This window comes from Halobacillus trueperi, assembly GCF_003386945.1.
GTDB classification, from domain to species: Bacteria; Bacillota; Bacilli; order Bacillales; family Halobacillaceae; genus Halobacillus; species Halobacillus aidingensis.
Genome location: NZ_QUAE01000016.1, coordinates 15057 through 31797, shown reverse-complemented (window position 1 = coordinate 31797; position 16741 = coordinate 15057). Strand labels below are relative to the sequence as shown.

Below are 16741 nucleotides of genomic sequence, written 5' to 3'. Positions count from 1 at the left end.
GGAGGGGTAATTTTGAAAGCGCTTGTTAAGACAGAACTTGGATACGGTCATTTAGTCGTACAAGATAAACCAGTACCAGAAGTCGGAAAAGACCAAGTGAAAATCGAAGTTAAATACACGGGCATCTGCGGATCCGACATCCATACGTATGAAGGGCACTATAAAGTGAAGGTCCCTGTGACACTGGGACATGAATTTTCAGGAGTCGTTGTTGATGTCGGAGAAGGCGTTACAGAATTTAAAATCGGGGATCGAGTCACGTCTGAAACGACCTTTTATGTATGTGGAGAATGTGAGTATTGCAGAAGCGGGGACTACAACCTGTGTAACCATCGGAAAGGTCTCGGTACCCAGCAGGACGGTGGGTTCGCCAAATATTTGATTGCAAGGAAGGAAAGCGTGCACCACCTTCCGTCACAAGTCGATTACCGTTCGGGCGCAATGACGGAGCCGCTTGCCTGTACCTATCATGCTGTTGAAAAAACAGTCATCAATCCTGGAGACCTGGTGGTCGTCATTGGACCGGGACCCATAGGATTGTTTACGGCACAGGTAGCCAAAAGTCGAGGAGCTACCGTGATCATTGCCGGCTTGTCTCATGACCAAATCCGGTTGAGCAAGGCAGAAGAGCTGGGAATTGATTATGCCATCGATATTCAAAAGCGTGATTTACAGGAGTTTGTCCATGGGCTCACAGATGGCTATGGTGCAGATGTCGTATACGAATGTTCCGGAGCCATACCAGCGGCTGGTCTGGCGTTGGATTTGTTGAAGAAAAAAGGACAGTATGGACAAGTGGGTATATTCGCTAAACCGGAAATCGAGTTTGACTTAGAAAAGATCATCCAAAAAGAAATCCAGGTTGTAGGAAGTCGAAGTCAAAAATCATCGGATTGGGAGCCGTCTTTAGAACTGATGAACAGCGGTCGAGTGAACGCTCGCTCGATGGTGACCCACGAATTTCCGATCACGGAATGGGAACAGGCGTATCAGGCCATCAAAAAAGGGGAAGCAATCAAAGTTCTATTGACGCCTGTCGATTAAGAGTAAAGAAAAGAGGGGTTGTATATGGTCGATGCATTCTTAGAATTTATGCTGGGGCCCATGCGGTCTATCGGAGATGTCTATTTTGAAAACCAAATGATCTTCAACTCTATTATTGTAGGTGGAGCCTGTTTGAAAATCATGAATAAGAGATCCTCCGGTTCCGAACCCGTGGAGGATACGGAAAATATGTAGGAAGAAAAAGGTGAGACATATGAAGACCTTGAACCTTTATGGAGCACAAGATATTCGGTACGAAGAAAAACCAAATCCAGTTGTGAGAAAAGAAGATGAAGTCGTCATTAAAGTGAAAGCTGTAGGTGTTTGCGGTTCTGATGTTTCAAGGTATAAGAAATTGGGACCTTATGTAGAAGGGATGACTTTCGGACATGAGTTTTCCGGTGAGGTTGTCGAAACGGGAGGCAACGTGGAAGGTATCAAACCTGGGGACCGTGTAGCAGGTTGTCCGACATTCTATTGTGGAGAATGCCACAGTTGTATGAAAGGGGATTTGGCCCAATGTGAGAGGTTGACCCTCATTGGAGCGCGTCACCCAGGGGCATATGCTGAATTCGTAACCCTTCCTGCAAGCCATGTCCTTTCCCTTCCTGATCATGTGGACTATGATACAGCTGCCATGGTGGAACCGTCATCAGTAGTCGCCCACGGATTTTACCGTACAAGTGTCCAGCCGGGAGCCAAAGTGGCCATCATGGGATGTGGAAGCATAGGACTTCTAGCCGTGCAATGGGCGAAGATTTTCGGAGCTGAACAAGTAATTGCCATAGACATTGATGATCAAAAACTTGAAATAGCAGCAAAAGTCGGAGCAGATGTGCTCATCAACCCAAAAGACGTCCTTCCTCATGAGAGGGTGTTAGATGTGACAGACCAGTTGGGTGTTGATCTAGCTGTCGAATGTGCAGGCTCTCCTGTTACTTCAGAACAAGTGCTGGCGCTTCCCAAAAAAGGAGGCGAAGTGCTATACATGGGCATCCCTTATGCAAACGTTGATATGGAAAGGTTTTATTTTGAAAGGATTGTCCGTAATGAATTGAAGGTCATTGGGTCCTGGAATGCCATCTCCGCCCCTTTTCCAGGGAAAGAATGGAGTTCCACTTTACACTATATGAGAACAGGACAGCTGAACATTCAGCCGCTGATTTCCCATCGATTATCTTTGGAAGAAGGGCCGTCTACTTTCGAAAGTCTGATTAATCAGAAAGGTTCTTTCATTAAAGTGATGTTTTACCCCCACTCAAATCAATAGATGTATAGAAAAAAGACCGCTTCCTGCGGTCTTTTTTCTGATCTATAGAGCAAGAGAGGAACAAAGGCAAATCATTTGTAGGTAACATCTTTGTTATAGAACATTGAACCTGTTAGAATAATGAGATATGATGAACATGAAACTGATTTCATAAACACGATGGAGTGAATGATATGGCGACGATTTCAGATGTAGCCGAGAAGACAGGATTATCGAAAGCGACAGTCTCTCGCGTCATCAATAATCATCCTTATATATCCAAGGAAAAACGTGAGCTGGTATACAAGGCGATGGAGGAGCTTGGTTATCAACCAAATCCTTCAGCGAGAAGGCTGCGGGGACAATTGACCAACACTATTGGAGTGATTGTGCCGCGGATTGTCAATCCTTTTTTCTCCTATTTAGTTGATGCCATGGAGCAGGTAGCTTATGAGAATAATTACCAGGTACTCATGTTTCAAAGTGATGAGAAGAAAGATAAAGAATTATATTTCTTGAACTTATTGAAGACGAAACAAGTGGATGGTTTAATCATGACATCCATTGAAAACGACAGGGAAGTTATTGAATCCTATACAGAATATGGCCCTATCCTCTTTTGTAATGAATATAAGAGCCGGTCTGATTTACCGGTGGTTCGCGTAGACCAAGCGGAAGCAGCCTATTTAGGGACGAAGCACTTGCTTGATCGTGGGTATAGAAAGATTGCTTATTGTACCGGTGGCTTATTCGTTGAGGATGGAAAGGATAAGGATCGGAACGTAGGGTTTCAAAAGGCGTTGAACGACTATAATATCAATGTCAATACCGGATGGGTTTTCGTCAATAAACATACAATTGAAGACGGCAAACATGTCATGAAACAAATAGCAGAGATGAGGGAGAGACCTGATGCTATTTTCACAGGGAGTGACGAAATCGCAGCGGGCGTGCTTATGGAAGCGAAGGCTCTTGGTATGAAAATCCCGGAGGATCTAGCTGTCATCGGCTTTGATGACCAACCGATTGCTGAAATGATCGATCCAGCATTAACAACGATCCGACAACCGATTAAGGAAATGGGGACAGAATCAGTAGGTATGCTGTTGCGCTTACTGAAAAATCATCCTTTAGAACAAAAGCACCAAGAACTTTCCGTGGAATTAGTCGTTAGGTCTTCCACATAAAAAATTTAAAAATGACTGTTGAAACCGTTATCATATATGTGTATAATACGAATTAATAAAGATGCGCATAGCAAGATCTAGCAAATAGGTGGATGCAGTCGTTTATTTTAGTCGTTTATGAAACCGATATCACATGTGGCGAATGGTTACCTTTGGTTTTTTTATTTAGATTCACGTAATATTTTTTTGCTTATATATGAAACCGATATCATAAAGGAGTGGATGGTATGAAAAAGAAAGGTGTTGCGTGGGTGTCCGTCTTGTTTGCTGGGGTTTTAGCTGGTTGTTCTTTTGGAGCTTCCTCTTCTGAAAGCTCTGAAGATGCGACAACAATTGAAATTTTCCAAGGGAAAGTCGAGTTCAATGATCAGTTTGAAGAACTCGCCGAGAAGTACGAAGAAGAAAACCCAGAGGTCGACATTAAAATTACGAGTGTCGGCGGAGGGTCTGACTATGCTGGATCACTGAAGACGAAGTTTGCATCAGGGGATGAACCAGAAATTTTTAGTATTGCAGGCCCAACGGAGGCTGCCAATTACGAAGAATATTTAGCGGACCTCTCGGACACGGAACTTGCTGACATAGCTTTAGAAGGAACATTGAACCCGGTCACGAAAGACGGGGAATTGCATGGTCTTCCTTTTAACCAAGAAGGATATGGGTTGATTTACAACAAAGCAATGTTTAAAGAGGCTGGCATCGATCCTTCTGAAATACTAACTTATGAAGATTTGGAACAGGCTGTGGAAACCCTGGACAGCCAGAAGGATGAGCTAGGGATCGAGGCGGTCTTCGCTTTCCCTGGGAAAGAGAAGTGGGTACCGGGAAATCACTTGTCTAATGTCTTTCTTGCCCCGGAATTCAACCATAGCGTGATGGACGCATACCAAGCGGAAGATGTTCAATTTGAGAGAAATGAAGAATTCAAGCGCATGATCGATTTACAAAATGATTATTCGATTCAACCAACGTTAAGCTTGGATTATTCTCAACAAGTCGAACAATATTTCTCCCTTCAGGAAGTAGCCATTATTCAACAAGGGAATTGGATTTACCCATCAGTGGAACAGATGGATTCTGATTTTGCGAAAGAAGGGATGGGGATTCTTCCTATCCCGGTAGATGGAGAGGAAGGCAAGCTTCCTGTAGGTGTTCCAAACTACTGGGCGGTCAATAACAATAGTGATGATGAAACGGTTCAAGCAGCTAAAGACTTTCTTGATTGGATGTACACATCCGATGTAGGGAAGGACTACGTGCTCAATGAGTTCAAATTCATCCCTGCTTATGAGGGGTATAATACAGACCAAATCTCTGACCCATTGTCCAAAGAGATCTACCAATACGCTTCTGAAGATCAAACGTCTGGATGGGTCTTTCTTGGATACCCTGGTACTTGGGGCGATTATGTCGGATCGAACGTTCAGAAATATATTGACGGAGAAATGACATGGGATGAGCTTGTCGAAGATTCGAAGCAACAGTGGACGAAAATGGACCAATAGAAGGTGATTTAAAGAACGGCTAACATTCGCTACTTATCTGTGATGTTAGCCTCTTTTTTTAAAAATGAGGAGGGGAAATATGAGTAATCGGAGTCCTTGGTTTTGGTTGTTTCTTAGTCCTGTAGTTTTAAGTCTTTTACTAGTCGTTGTCGTTCCGTTTGTTTACGGATTTATCTTCTCTTTTACGGATTGGAATGGGCTTGTAGCGAATTCTTTCGTAGGCTTTCAAAACTATGTACAGTTATTTCAGGAGGCCGAATTCTTAAATTCCATTTGGTTTACAGTCAAATTTGCGGTCGTCACCGTCCTCTTATTAAATGTTATGGGGTTAGGGCTGGCGTTGTTAGTCACGAGAAGCATTCGCTCCAATAACTGGCTTCGGACGATCTTCTTCATGCCGAACTTGATTGGTGGGTTGATTTTAGGATTCATCTGGCAGTTTATTTTTATTAATGTCTTTTCTGATATCGGAAATAGAATAGGGTCGGAAGCTTTACAAGGTTGGCTGTCTACGACAAGTACAGGATTTTGGGGCCTTGTTATTTTGACCGCTTGGCAAATGGCGGGCTATATCATGATTATCTATATTGCCTACTTAGAAAATATTCCAAAAGAGTTGATTGAAGCGGCTAAGATCGATGGGGCGAGCAGTGTCCAGCGTTTCAAAAATATCACTTTTCCCTTGGTGGCACCAGCCTTCACTGTAAGTATGTTTTTAACCTTATCGATGGGCTTCAAAATCTATGATCAAAATCTTTCTTTAACGAATGGAGGGCCTTTCAATTCGACGCAGATGGTGGCGATGGAAATTGTGAGAACGGCTTTTTCTGATAATGAAATGGCCTATGCACAAGCAAAAGCCGTTATTTTCTTCTTGATTGTAGCTGTCATTGCATTAACGCAAGTATTTTACAACAAGAAACGAGAGGTGGAAATGTAAATGGGGAGAAATAAAGAGCGTCGGAACTTATTAGGCCTGGAAGTGTTCGGTATCGTCCTTGGTTTGATTTGGCTTGCTCCTTTTTATTTGATGATCGTCAATGCATTCAAGACGAAAAGAGAAATTTTCAGCGGTGTACTAGGCCTGCCTGAAACGTTTACCATCGAAAATTTCATTCAAGCTTTTGCGGAGCTTACTTTCCTGAAATCATTGTTCAATTCGATTCTCATTTCAACGTTGAGTATAGTAGTCATCATTTTATTTTCTTCAATGGCTGCCTATGCGTTGAATCGAAACAAAAGTAAGTTGAGTGGTGTATTTTTCTTTGTATTCGTAGCGGCTATGTTAATTCCTTTCCAGTCCGTAATGATCCCTTTGATTTCCATGTTTGGATCCGTGAATATGTTGAATGCGTCCGGACTTATTTTTATGTACCTCGGGTTTGGATGCAGCTTGTCCATCTTCTTGTACCACGGAGCCTTAACGGGTATCCCGAAAGCGTTGGACGAAGCGGCGATTATTGATGGAGCGAATCGTTTCCAGTTGTTCTGGTATGTGATTTTCCCTTTGCTGAAACCGATTTCAGTTACAGTCGCCATTTTGAATGTGATTTGGATTTGGAATGATTATTTATTACCTTCTCTTGTCCTTGGAGAAGCGAATGCTACGATTCCGTTGAAGATGTTCTACTTCTTCGGGCAGTACACCAAACAGTGGCATCTAGCGTTGGCGGGACTTAGTATTGCGGTCATTCCGGTTATCATTTTTTACTTTTTTGCACAAAAACAAATCATCAACGGTGTTTCGGAAGGCGCTGTGAAATAGATCTAGGGGGAGAATGATGGAGAAGCAATGGTGGAAAGAAGCGGTTGTCTATCAAGTGTATCCACGAAGCTTTATGGATGCGAATGGAGATGGAACGGGAGATTTGATGGGGGTTTTAAGTAAGCTGGATTATTTGCAGGATCTTGGGATTGATGTCATTTGGCTGTCTCCTGTCTATCAATCTCCGAATGATGATAACGGCTATGATATTAGTGATTATCAAAAAATTATGGATGAGTTCGGTACAATGGAAAACTTTGACGAACTTTTGGGAGAAGTTCATAACAGGGGTATGAAGTTGATTATGGATTTAGTCGTTAACCATACTTCGGATGAGCATAGGTGGTTTCAGGAGTCCAAGTCTTCCAAGCAGAATCCGTATCGAGATTACTATATATGGCACCCCGGTAAAGATGGGAAGGAACCTAATAACTGGGCATCAATTTTCGAAGGGTCGATTTGGGAATACGATGAGAAGACAGAAGAATATTACATGCATGTGTTTTCTAAAAAACAACCTGATTTGAACTGGGAAAATCCAAAGGTACGCCAAGAGTTGTACAACATGGTGAACTGGTGGTTAGATAAGGGAATTGACGGGTTTCGAATTGACGCCATTTCCCATATTAAGAAAGTACCTGGGTACCCTGATCTTCCTGAAATCGAAGGACACACGTTTGTTCCTTCGCATGAGGGTCACCGAAATAGGGAAGGCATCCAAACCTTCCTGGATGAACTCGTGAAGGAGACTTTCTCTAACTATGACATCATGACAGTTGGAGAAGCAAATGGGGTCAGCGTAGAAGAAGCGGATCAGTGGGTTGGTGAAAAAGATGGAAAGTTCAATATGATCTTCCAGTTCGAGCATGTAGGACTTTGGGAGAGAAGCAAGGAAAAGGTGGACATCCATGAATTAAAAGAAATCTTCACTAAATGGCAAACCTCTTTGAATGGGAAAGGATGGAATGCTTTGTTTTTGGAAAATCACGACCTTCCAAGAACCGTTTCCATCCTCGGAGACGATGGTCTGTATCGAGTGGAATCAAGTAAATGTCTGGCTACTCTTTACTTCTTTATGCAAGGAACCCCTTTCATTTATCAAGGTCAGGAAATAGGGATGACGAATGTCCAGTTCCCCTCCATAGAAGATTATGATGATGTAGCCATCAGAAATTTTTATAAGAAGGAATCGGAGAGAGGAGTACCTCATGAGGAAGTGATGCCCGTCATATGGAGAACGGGAAGGGATAATTCCCGTACCCCTATGCAATGGTCCGCCGAGGATTCAGCTGGGTTTACTACAGGGAAACCTTGGTTAAAAGTGAACCCGAATTTCAGAGAAATCAACGTTGTTGCGGAGCAAAATAATCGCGATTCCATTTTCTATTACTATAAAAAAATGATTCAAATACGGAAGCAGGAAAAGGTACTTATTTATGGAGACTATACCCCTTTTTTAGAGGAACATGATCAGATTTTCAGCTATATTCGTTCGGGTGAAGAAGGGAAGTACATGATTTTAGCTAATTTATCATCTGAAAGGGCCTTTTTTAACTGGTCGGATGAGTTTGCAGCGAATCAAGTGCTTTTATGTAATTACGCTGACCCCTGCGAATCCTCTCTTTTACAACCGTTTGAAGCAAGGGTGTATAAGATTGAGTAAGGGTTAGATGAATTTTTAAGGTAAACAAAGGAGGCTCTTCTATTAAATTGGAGGGCCCTCTTTTAATGGAAGAGAAGAAAGTTAGGGATGTTTCTTGCAATGCATTTCATTAGAAGCCACTCTTTTACCTCCAGCAGTGGATATTTAACCCATCATTCGCTTAGAACTTATCCCGTTCGGTTACACTAACTTTTAGTAGAACATGTTATGATTAGGACTTGAAAGTTTTTCTGAAATTACTGTAGTGTGAAGGCTATAGTTTGGAGGTTTATATATGGATAATAATGATATACTGATTCGATTACGCTACGCCCTCGATATCAAAGATCAAGATATGATTGAAATTTTCAAGCTGGGCGGAGTCGATATGACGAAGGAAGAAGTTCAAAAGGTTCTCACAAAGTCAGACAGCGAAGATGAAGAGTATGACGATGAAGCCTATGAAGACGAAGATCATATCAAATGTACGAACAGCATGCTGGAGTCCTTCTTGAATGGATTCATTACATTCAAGCGAGGGCCTCAGCCGTCTAAGCCTGGTCAACCGAATAAACCCGATCGTTCGATCAAGAATTATTCCAGTGTAAATAATGTCATGTTGAAAAAAGTGAAAATCGCACTGAAGCTGACGAACGAGGATGTCATTGATATTTTGAATGCAGCGGACGTGAAGATCACTAAAGGGGAATTGAGTGGCTTATTGAGAAAAGAAGGTCACAAAAATTATAGACAGTTCGGTGATCAATACGCCAGAAACTTCTTAAAAGGTTTAACGATCAAATATAGGGGTTAAAAAAAGAGGTCAAACCATTCGCTGGTTGACCTCTTTTTTCAGAATCATTGAAAGAGATGGACTAAAACGTACGCACATGAACGGGGTCGATGGTACTTGAGAGTGGATATTTGACTCGGAATTTGCGGTTGATGGCATGGATAAGTTCGTGCTTTGCTTCTTCAGAGGCAATTTCGCCTTCTGTTATGTCCTCATGGTTCATCCTTACTTCAAAATCAATCTGGTGATGTTTATAATGAATCTTTCCAGATACGACCATGTTCAGGTCCTCCTTATGTACTTACTTTTTAAAGAATTATTCTGTGTAATAAGCGGTGACAAGCAAGTATCAAATTCCCTGCTGCATTTATTTCTAAACGTTATCAATAGCAGTAATGGAATTTAATTGGTTGAACAACGAGCAGAATGTAGAGTAAGCTGAAAAGAAGGAAAAGAGCCTTTGCTGCCCGAGCAATCATGACCAGTGGGGATTTTAGGGGAGTTTAAAGGAGTAACGATGCGTTAAGGAGTTTATCTATGAAGCAAGTGAAAAGAGTATTACTCATTATAATTGGAAGCATATCCCTGGTTCTGGGCGTGTTGGGAATCGTGCTTCCACTTCTTCCCACGACCCCCTTTTTACTTTTGACGGGAGCTTGTTACGTACGGAGTTCGGATCGTTTGTATAACTGGCTCATGTCGAATAAGTGGTTCGGGTCTTATATCAAAAATTACAAAGCTGGCCGCGGTATTCCATTTCGGGCGAAGGTTTCGCTGCTCATCATGATCTGGTTTTCCTTTCTGTTTTCAGCTTTTTATATCACATCCCATCCGTTGTTGAGAGCTGGTTTCATCTTTGGCGGAGTCTTCTTCACGGTCCTCATTCTTAGAACAAAAACATACCACCCTGAAAAGCAACAGCCTTAAAGGCTTGCTCTGTCTTGATCAATGAAACTATAAAAGCGGACCCTCACCGAAGAATGGAGAGGATCCGCTTTTTTTACTTTTTATATTGATCTATGGTTTGCTGCAACTTACGGGCTACTGTCTCTAATGAACCGTTCAGCTCCCGATCAGTGAACGACACTTTTGCACGGCTTTCGTCCATTTCCAAAGCTTCGGCAAACAATCCTCCGAGTCCACGTGCCCGGCGATCGACTTCAAGCATCACATCGATGCGGTCTTCATGTAGGAAGAAAATGGCTTCCAGTTCATCCAAATAGGAACGGTATTCTCCACCAGGGGCGAATTCAAATTCCTGTACATATCCGTAGCGCTTGGAGTATTCCATTTCGACTTTTCTTAAATGAAAACCTAGATGGCTTTCTAAAGCTTGCAGCACTTGGTCGATGTATGGATGGGGGGCGATTTTAATCGGATCGCGGTCCTCCGGGTCCAATGCCATCGGGATGTCGAGGCCTGTTTCGAACCAAATCGGAAGTCTCCCGTGCGAAGCGGGGACGTGATAAGGAAGGTGGATAGAGAATGGGATTTCTTTCGTCTCGCCTTCCTTAATGGTCTCTTGATCGGCGATCGGGTACTTTTGTAATGCCACTTTTTCTTTCACTTTCTTATCATCCACTTCACGGATGGCTTCGGTCATGAGAAAGATATGGATGGAGTCGATGGATTGTTCAACGTCTCCTCCCTGGATGACCACTTTTCCGTGGACGGTTTCACCTGGGATGAATTGGTCTTTTTCTAATTGTGTATCCACTTTGGCAGCGCCTACGCCTACACTCGCTAATAATTTTTTGAACATGCGGATCTCCTCCTTCTTTTGATTATACGAAAGAACAGAAGGAAAAGGTTCAACTTTCTAATGAGAAAATCTTTTTATACGAATGCTTAAGCTGCGAGTCAGGTGTGTTTGGTGGAACGGTGTCTTTCGGCCGTTCGCGAACGCGTTTCGTTTGAGTTAGGTGTAGAATCCTTAGATGAATGGCTGGCATACGATTTTTCTTTCACTACATCTGTTTTACTTTGATGGTCATGGTCTCTTGAAACGGAATCGTGACGAGTAGAGTGATCATGATTCTGATAATGATTCGGGTACATGGATGAGTTTTCCGTCTTATTGGAAAGGAACGTACGGTAAACTTTGTCTTGTAATTTTTCAGTCGCTTCAACGATGACAATAATTTTTCCATCTTTCAAATGGTTCTCGTACTGATGGGCATCTTTCTCGGACATGCCTGCTCCAACAAGCGCACCGACGATTCCACCACCGCCAGCGCCTACGCCTGCCCCCGTAAGAGCGGCAGCAATGGGGCCTGCGGCAGCAATCTGTCCGATTCCAGGAATGGCGAGAAGTCCCAATCCTGCAATTAATCCACCAATACCGCCTAAGGCACCTCCAGATAGGGCCCCGAGTCCTGCTCCTTTTCCAGCATTCTTGCCTCGGCCGCCTTTATTGGATGTGACCGATGTATCCATTTCTTCCTCAAGCACGTTCACTTTGCTTTTGTCTCTTGCAAAAACAGAGATGTCGTTCGACCCATATCCGTGATGCTGTAAATCCGTAATCGCTTTTTCTGCATGTCCGACTTTTGAAAAAACACCGCCTATGATTCTTCTATCCATTATAAGTATCCTCCTTTAATTTCCGTTAGTAAGCTCATACCCGTTCTCGCCATCTGTAACCTTTCTCTGGATAAAATAGTCTCTTAGTTGCGCTTCTGAAAAATAGTGGGGAGATTCCGTTTGCGAAGCGCAAGTTGGTTTTCTTTCTTTTGGTTTGGGTAACATTTAAGGTAGGAATAAGAATCAATTAATCGAGAGGCATAGAAAGGATGAAGAAAATGAAAGTACTCGTTGTAGGTGCAAATGGTCAAGTAGGGAAACATCTCGTCAAGTTTATTCAAGAAACGGATGGGATGGAAGCCAAAGCTATGATCCGCAAGGAAGAACAAGCTTCTTACTTCAAGGAACTCGGGGCAGAAACGGTCTTGGTGGATCTTGAGGATGATACCGACACAATAGCCGAAGCCTATAATGGTGTGGATGCAGTCGTATTCACGGCTGGTTCCGGACCGAATACAGGACCGGATAAGACCGTTCTGATCGACCTGGATGCCGCAGTGAAAACGATAGAAGCAGCAAAACTAAAAGGTGTGGACCGCTACATCATGATTAGTTCCTTTGATACGACACGTGAAGCGATTCAAGAGGCCCCTTCGTCGTTCGCTCCCTATGTCGTAGCGAAACACTATGCGGATGATTGGCTGAGAAGAACGGACTTAAATTATACGATCATTCATCCTGGTATGCTTACCAATGATGAGGGAAGCGGGAACGTCGAGGCTGCTGAAACCGTCGAAAGAGGCGAAATTCCTCGAGAAGATGTAGCTCGCGTGATCCTGTCTACATTGGAGAATGAGTCAACGATTGGAAAAGAGTTTCAGGTTGTAGGTGGGACGAAATCGGTAAAAGAAGCGATCAACTCCCTGTAAAATAAATAGATGAGTTAAAAAAGCAGCCTGATATCATGCAGGCTGCTTTTTTATGTGTAAAAAGTGGACCAGGAATGATCCCTAGTTTCAGTGCACAAATCAGCTTCGGGATGTGTCTGTACATGGTTGAGTAAGAGGGAGAAGGGTAAGGTAAATGAGAATCTATTTTTATCGTAAAGCCATTCTTTGTTTCATGTTGTGCAGAAGATAAGATTGAAAGGGGAGTAAGGGATGACTTCTGTCATTGAAACCGATGTTCTGATTATTGGAGCAGGGCCGGCTGGACTGATGGCTGCCAATGAGTTGCAAAAACGGGACATGGATTTTATCTGCCTGGAGCAGAGATCTAGTCCTTCAGAGCTCTCAAAAGCTCTCGGCATCCAGGCGAGAACGCTTGAAATATTTGAACTCTTAGGCGTTCATCAGGAATTTTTGAAAAAAGGCTATCCGGGACCTGGTTCTAAACTGCATCTCGGAGGGGAAAATCCTTCTGTGGTGGAACTCTATCATATCAATAGTCAATATCCGTACCTACTGATTATTCCTCAGAGTGAGACCGAAAGTATATTAGAAGACCATCTTTCCTCATTAGGAGGGAGTGTCAACAGGGGACACGAAGTGGTGGAAGTGATGGAAACTGACGAGGGGGCGTATGTCACAGCGAAACATAATGGAGAGCTTAAGAGATATGTCACCAAATACCTTCTTGCATGTGATGGTGCTCATAGTAAAGTTCGTCAGGATTTGAATGTGCCTTTTGAAGGAGAAGATGAAGGGTACACGTTTTTCCTCGGGGACGTTGATGTTCCTGCCCTAAACGAAATTTATATTAACATGCACCTGAATGACCGGGGAGCTGTCGCTTTCTTTCCATATAAGGACGGCAGTTACCGGGTTGTGGGAATGAATCGAGCCAAACAAGAGCTGCCTCATAAAGATGAATTGTCTTTGGAGGATTTGCAAGAAAGTTTGAATACGGTTTTGTCAGAGCCTTACCAAGTAGAAAATCCTAAATGGCTCTCTTACTTTGGAACCGCCCATCGGCAGGTGCCCAACTACAAGAAGGGGCATGTGTTTTTCGTTGGGGATGCAGCACATATCCATAATCCGATTGGTGGGCAGGGGATGAATCTTGGTTTGCAGGATGCAGCCAACATCGTCTGGAAGCTGGATGTCGTTCTTAAAGGCCATGCAGAGGATTCTTTCCTTGACAGCTACGATCACGAACGAGCACCGATCGGATTGGATGTACTGAAAGAAACGTCGCGCATGCTTAAAATCATCGACCTTCAAGGTGCCCAAGGGAAAATACGGAACTGGACGGGAAAAGCAGCATTGACGCAGGACTGGGTTCAAAAAAAGATTGCCAATCATTTTTCCAATATTTACAACGAATATGAAGAGACCTCCAAAAACAAATCCATACAAGACTCTTCTCTTTCTAAGGAAGCGATCCGAGCAGGTGAGCGGGTGCCTGATCATCTTTTATTATTTGATGGTTCCAACGATAAAAGTATGTACCCTTTGATCCGGACGTATGGATATGTCTGCTTCATCTATATAGATGCACAGGAAAAGTCATTGATTGAAGAAGCGTATGATTTTTCCAAAAAGATCGACGAAACGTATGCCGGACTTATCAAGGTTTTCCTCGTTGCTAAAGGTGGGACGGTGAGAACAAATGGTGATGAGCTTCCAGTTATTTACGACGTGCACCGGCATCTGGGCAATAAGCTTGGCATGAAGAAAGGACATACCCTCTTCATCCGTCCTGATGGTCATGTGGCTTTTCATGAATCATCTTCCTACCTTGAAAAGACTCTGGAAAAAGTAAGACAGTTTTTTAGTTAGTGGAGAGGAAAGCATTATGAAGAAAGCTTCTTCATAATTGTATATGCATTTATAAGAATTTATTAGGAAATCCCATCTGAAGTTCTTAACTGTTGGTGGGATTTTTTGTCTGTTTTTTAACTTCTATGTAACGGTTATGTCATCTCTTTAAATGAGTTTAACAGTTTTATGATAATGGGATATTTCTATCAAACATGTGTTATGATAAGTTTCGTCGTCATTTACACGCATTTGAAAAAATGATAGTATACGAGACTTAATGATGGAAAGACTGATAAAAAATTAGATAAAGGTTAAATCAACGGAGGTTTGATCATGTTTTCAAAATTAAAAATGAAAATGAAAGACCCCGCGTTTAAGAAGAAAAGTATGATTTACGCTGCAGTAATGGCGATCTTCTGGGCGAAGATGTACTTCATTCAAGGCGGTATTTTTACGCTTGATATTGAAAACGCCAATGAAGCGGCTATTTTAGCTTTTAACCCATTGAGCAGTATTTTCCTCTTATTCGGAGTGGGGATTATGCTGGCAGGTCGAAAAGGGATGTTGGCCACGTATATATTCGGATCCCTTCTATTATATGTAAACGTTCTGTTCTACAGGGAATACAGTGACTTCCTGACGATTCCGATGTTAGGGCAAGCCGCGAACTTGGCTGGTATGGGTGGAAGTATCACTAAAATTCTATCTGTGACAGACATTTTCTTGTTCGTCGATGTATTGATTGCTGCGTTTCTACTATTCTATTTAAAACCGGAACGCTTCCAAAGCTTTATGCCGAAACGAAAAGAAGGCTTGATTTTGGCTGTCATCGCGATTCCTCTGTTCCTCGTGAACTTAGGCTGGGCGACGACGGAACGTACGGAACTGTTGGAGCGTGCCTTTGACCGCAACATGCTCGTGAAATATATCGGTGTTCTCAACTTCCACGCATATGATATCGTCTTGCAAGGTCAGACAGAGGCGAAAAAGACGTTTGCCGATAGTAATGAATTGTCACCTGTCTTGAACTATATTAATGAACAAAAAACAGAACCGAACAGTAAGATGACAGGCGTGGCGGAAGGGAAAAACGTTATTGCTTTGTCTCTTGAGAGTACGCAGACCTTTGTTGTCGATAATACGGTGAACGGGAAAGAGTTGACTCCTTATTTTAATGATCTGAAAGAAGAAGGGGCTTACTTCAGCAATTTCTACCATCAAGTCAAACAAGGGCGTACGTCCGACTCTGAATTCTTACTTGATAATTCATTGTATGGACTGAACCGTGGGGCGGCCTTCTTTACCCATTCAGGAAACGAATATCAAGCGACTCCTGAAGTGCTGGGTGAAAAAGGATACTTCTCCTCAACGATGCACGCCAATGATGAAACATTCTGGAACCGTAACGTCATGTATGATTCTCTCGGTTATGATGAGTACTATTCTAAAAAAGATTACAATGTGACCGAAGAGAAGTCTTATGGTTGGGGCTACCTGGATGAGTATTTCTTCAGTGACTCATTGGATAAAATGGAACAGATGGAGCAGCCTTTCTACAATAAAATGATCACGCTGACGAACCACCATCCGTTCACATTGCCTGAAGATAAGAAATTCATCGAAGAAGGAAATACGTCCAGTGAAACCTTGAACCGTTACTTCCAGACGATTCGCTATCAGGACGAAGCATTGAAACAGTTCGTCGAGGAATTCAAAAAATCTGATCTTTATGATGATACAATTCTCGTCATCTATGGGGACCACTTCGGTATTTCCGAAAACCACAAGCAAGCGATGGGAGAGTATCTCGATAAAGACATCAATGAATACGAACAGTTCCAACTTCAGCGTGTGCCACTCCTTGTTCTAGGAGAAGGCATTGAGCCGCAGGAAAACGACACCGTTGGTGGGCAGGTCGATTTACGCCCGACGCTTATGAACCTTCTAGGCGTTGAAGATGAAAACCCTGTTCAATTCGGACAGGACCTCTTCAGTAAAGATCGTCGAGAAATGATGATCACACGAGATGGAAACTTCGCCAATGAAAAGTATGTCGGTGTGAATGGAAACTGTTATGACAGAGAATCAGGGGAACCCGTAGAAGGAGAGGCCTGTGCGCCAGGTTTCAAGCAGGCAGAAGAAGAGCTTGCCTTATCTGATTCCGTCGTGTACGGAGATTTACTTCGTTACCTTGATGAGATTGAAATGATTGAAGAAAAGGATTCTTCAAAAGATAAGAAATAAATCACCAGCTTGCAGAGGAACGTCCTG

16 protein-coding genes are annotated in these 16741 nt (G+C 42.8%); 13 read left to right on the top strand and 3 right to left on the bottom strand.

Features of this window, described 5'->3' with window-relative positions:
- Nucleotides 1-12: 12 nt before the first annotated feature.
- The 9 genes from DYE48_RS15745 to DYE48_RS15710 all read left to right on the top strand — a co-directional run bounded on the left by DYE48_RS15745 (nucleotide 13) and on the right by DYE48_RS15710 (nucleotide 9206).
- A complete protein-coding gene (locus DYE48_RS15745) occupies nucleotides 13-1044 on the top strand; it encodes a zinc-binding dehydrogenase (protein ID WP_115824468.1) in 1032 nt (343 codons plus the stop codon).
- Between the two features lie 24 nt (nucleotides 1045-1068).
- Nucleotides 1069-1239, top strand: a complete 171-nt coding sequence (locus DYE48_RS21220; RefSeq protein WP_167449529.1) for a hypothetical protein — start codon at nucleotides 1069-1071, stop codon at nucleotides 1237-1239.
- Nucleotides 1240-1258: 19 nt separating this feature from the next.
- Complete coding sequence (locus DYE48_RS15740) at nucleotides 1259-2314, top strand: galactitol-1-phosphate 5-dehydrogenase (RefSeq protein WP_115824467.1); 1056 nt, start codon at nucleotides 1259-1261, stop codon at nucleotides 2312-2314.
- Nucleotides 2315-2487: 173 nt separating this feature from the next.
- Entirely contained in the window at nucleotides 2488-3480 is a 993-nt protein-coding gene (locus tag DYE48_RS15735; protein ID WP_115824466.1) for a LacI family DNA-binding transcriptional regulator, read from the top strand.
- Nucleotides 3481-3707: 227 nt separating this feature from the next.
- Entirely contained in the window at nucleotides 3708-4985 is a 1278-nt protein-coding gene (locus DYE48_RS15730) for an ABC transporter substrate-binding protein (RefSeq protein WP_115824465.1), read from the top strand.
- A gap of 79 nt (nucleotides 4986-5064) precedes the next feature.
- Entirely contained in the window at nucleotides 5065-5925 is an 861-nt protein-coding gene (locus DYE48_RS15725; RefSeq protein ID WP_115824464.1) for a carbohydrate ABC transporter permease, read from the top strand.
- Entirely contained in the window at nucleotides 5926-6750 is an 825-nt protein-coding gene (locus DYE48_RS15720; RefSeq protein ID WP_115824463.1) for a carbohydrate ABC transporter permease, read from the top strand.
- Nucleotides 6751-6766: 16 nt separating this feature from the next.
- The gene (locus DYE48_RS15715; RefSeq protein ID WP_115824462.1) at nucleotides 6767-8413 is read left to right on the top strand and encodes an alpha-glucosidase; all 1647 of its coding nucleotides are present in this window, start codon (nucleotides 6767-6769) and stop codon (nucleotides 8411-8413) included.
- 274 nt (nucleotides 8414-8687) lie between these two features.
- On the top strand, nucleotides 8688-9206 hold the full coding sequence (locus DYE48_RS15710) for a YehS family protein (protein ID WP_115824461.1): 519 nt from the start codon (nucleotides 8688-8690) through the stop codon (nucleotides 9204-9206).
- 61 nt (nucleotides 9207-9267) lie between these two features.
- Here DYE48_RS15710 and DYE48_RS15705 read toward each other — a convergent pair whose 3' ends face one another.
- Nucleotides 9268-9465 (bottom strand): hypothetical protein, encoded by a 198-nt coding sequence (locus tag DYE48_RS15705; RefSeq protein WP_115824460.1) that lies wholly within the window; start codon nucleotides 9463-9465, stop codon nucleotides 9268-9270.
- A gap of 257 nt (nucleotides 9466-9722) precedes the next feature.
- Between DYE48_RS15705 and DYE48_RS15700 the strand changes: the two genes are divergently transcribed.
- Entirely contained in the window at nucleotides 9723-10112 is a 390-nt protein-coding gene (locus DYE48_RS15700; protein ID WP_115824459.1) for a YbaN family protein, read from the top strand.
- A gap of 73 nt (nucleotides 10113-10185) precedes the next feature.
- On the opposite strand, the gene DYE48_RS15695 is transcribed toward DYE48_RS15700, so the two are convergent.
- Together DYE48_RS15695 and DYE48_RS15690 are read right to left on the bottom strand one after the other, a co-directional pair.
- Nucleotides 10186-10947 carry a sporulation protein gene (locus DYE48_RS15695; protein ID WP_115824458.1) on the bottom strand — a complete coding sequence of 254 codons (762 nt, stop codon included), beginning with the start codon at nucleotides 10945-10947 and terminating at the stop codon, nucleotides 10186-10188.
- Nucleotides 10948-11045: 98 nt separating this feature from the next.
- A complete protein-coding gene (locus tag DYE48_RS15690) occupies nucleotides 11046-11768 on the bottom strand; it encodes a general stress protein (RefSeq protein ID WP_115824457.1) in 723 nt (240 codons plus the stop codon).
- Between the two features lie 218 nt (nucleotides 11769-11986).
- Here DYE48_RS15690 and DYE48_RS15685 point away from each other — a divergent pair, with 218 nt between their 5' ends.
- The 3 genes from DYE48_RS15685 (at nucleotide 11987) to DYE48_RS15675 (ending at nucleotide 16714) form a co-directional block, all read left to right on the top strand.
- Entirely contained in the window at nucleotides 11987-12637 is a 651-nt protein-coding gene (locus DYE48_RS15685) for an SDR family oxidoreductase (RefSeq protein WP_115824456.1), read from the top strand.
- 231 nt (nucleotides 12638-12868) lie between these two features.
- Nucleotides 12869-14488 carry an FAD-dependent monooxygenase gene (locus tag DYE48_RS15680; protein ID WP_115824455.1) on the top strand — a complete coding sequence of 540 codons (1620 nt, stop codon included), beginning with the start codon at nucleotides 12869-12871 and terminating at the stop codon, nucleotides 14486-14488.
- 315 nt (nucleotides 14489-14803) lie between these two features.
- Complete coding sequence (locus DYE48_RS15675; RefSeq protein ID WP_115824454.1) at nucleotides 14804-16714, top strand: LTA synthase family protein; 1911 nt, start codon at nucleotides 14804-14806, stop codon at nucleotides 16712-16714.
- The last annotated feature ends 27 nt before the right edge of the window (nucleotides 16715-16741 follow it).

Excerpts from the sequence above, each read along its gene's own strand:
- DYE48_RS15735 (WP_115824466.1), top strand. The coding sequence starts at position 2,488 with ATGGCGACGATTTCAGATGTAGCCGAGAAGACAGGATTATCGAAAGCG.
- DYE48_RS21220 (WP_167449529.1), top strand. The coding sequence starts at position 1,069 with ATGGTCGATGCATTCTTAGAATTTATGCTGGGGCCCATGCGGTCTATC.
- DYE48_RS15740 (WP_115824467.1), top strand. The coding sequence starts at position 1,259 with ATGAAGACCTTGAACCTTTATGGAGCACAAGATATTCGGTACGAAGAA.
- DYE48_RS15705 (WP_115824460.1), bottom strand. The coding sequence starts at position 9,465 with ATGGTCGTATCTGGAAAGATTCATTATAAACATCACCAGATTGATTTT.
- DYE48_RS15730 (WP_115824465.1), top strand. The coding sequence starts at position 3,708 with ATGAAAAAGAAAGGTGTTGCGTGGGTGTCCGTCTTGTTTGCTGGGGTT.
- DYE48_RS15675 (WP_115824454.1), top strand. The coding sequence starts at position 14,804 with ATGTTTTCAAAATTAAAAATGAAAATGAAAGACCCCGCGTTTAAGAAG.
- DYE48_RS15720 (WP_115824463.1), top strand. The coding sequence starts at position 5,926 with ATGGGGAGAAATAAAGAGCGTCGGAACTTATTAGGCCTGGAAGTGTTC.
- DYE48_RS15725 (WP_115824464.1), top strand. The coding sequence starts at position 5,065 with ATGAGTAATCGGAGTCCTTGGTTTTGGTTGTTTCTTAGTCCTGTAGTT.
- DYE48_RS15715 (WP_115824462.1), top strand. The coding sequence starts at position 6,767 with ATGGAGAAGCAATGGTGGAAAGAAGCGGTTGTCTATCAAGTGTATCCA.
- DYE48_RS15695 (WP_115824458.1), bottom strand. The coding sequence starts at position 10,947 with ATGTTCAAAAAATTATTAGCGAGTGTAGGCGTAGGCGCTGCCAAAGTG.
- DYE48_RS15710 (WP_115824461.1), top strand. The coding sequence starts at position 8,688 with ATGGATAATAATGATATACTGATTCGATTACGCTACGCCCTCGATATC.
- DYE48_RS15685 (WP_115824456.1), top strand. The coding sequence starts at position 11,987 with ATGAAAGTACTCGTTGTAGGTGCAAATGGTCAAGTAGGGAAACATCTC.
- DYE48_RS15690 (WP_115824457.1), bottom strand. The coding sequence starts at position 11,768 with ATGGATAGAAGAATCATAGGCGGTGTTTTTTCAAAAGTCGGACATGCA.
- DYE48_RS15680 (WP_115824455.1), top strand. The coding sequence starts at position 12,869 with ATGACTTCTGTCATTGAAACCGATGTTCTGATTATTGGAGCAGGGCCG.
- DYE48_RS15700 (WP_115824459.1), top strand. The coding sequence starts at position 9,723 with ATGAAGCAAGTGAAAAGAGTATTACTCATTATAATTGGAAGCATATCC.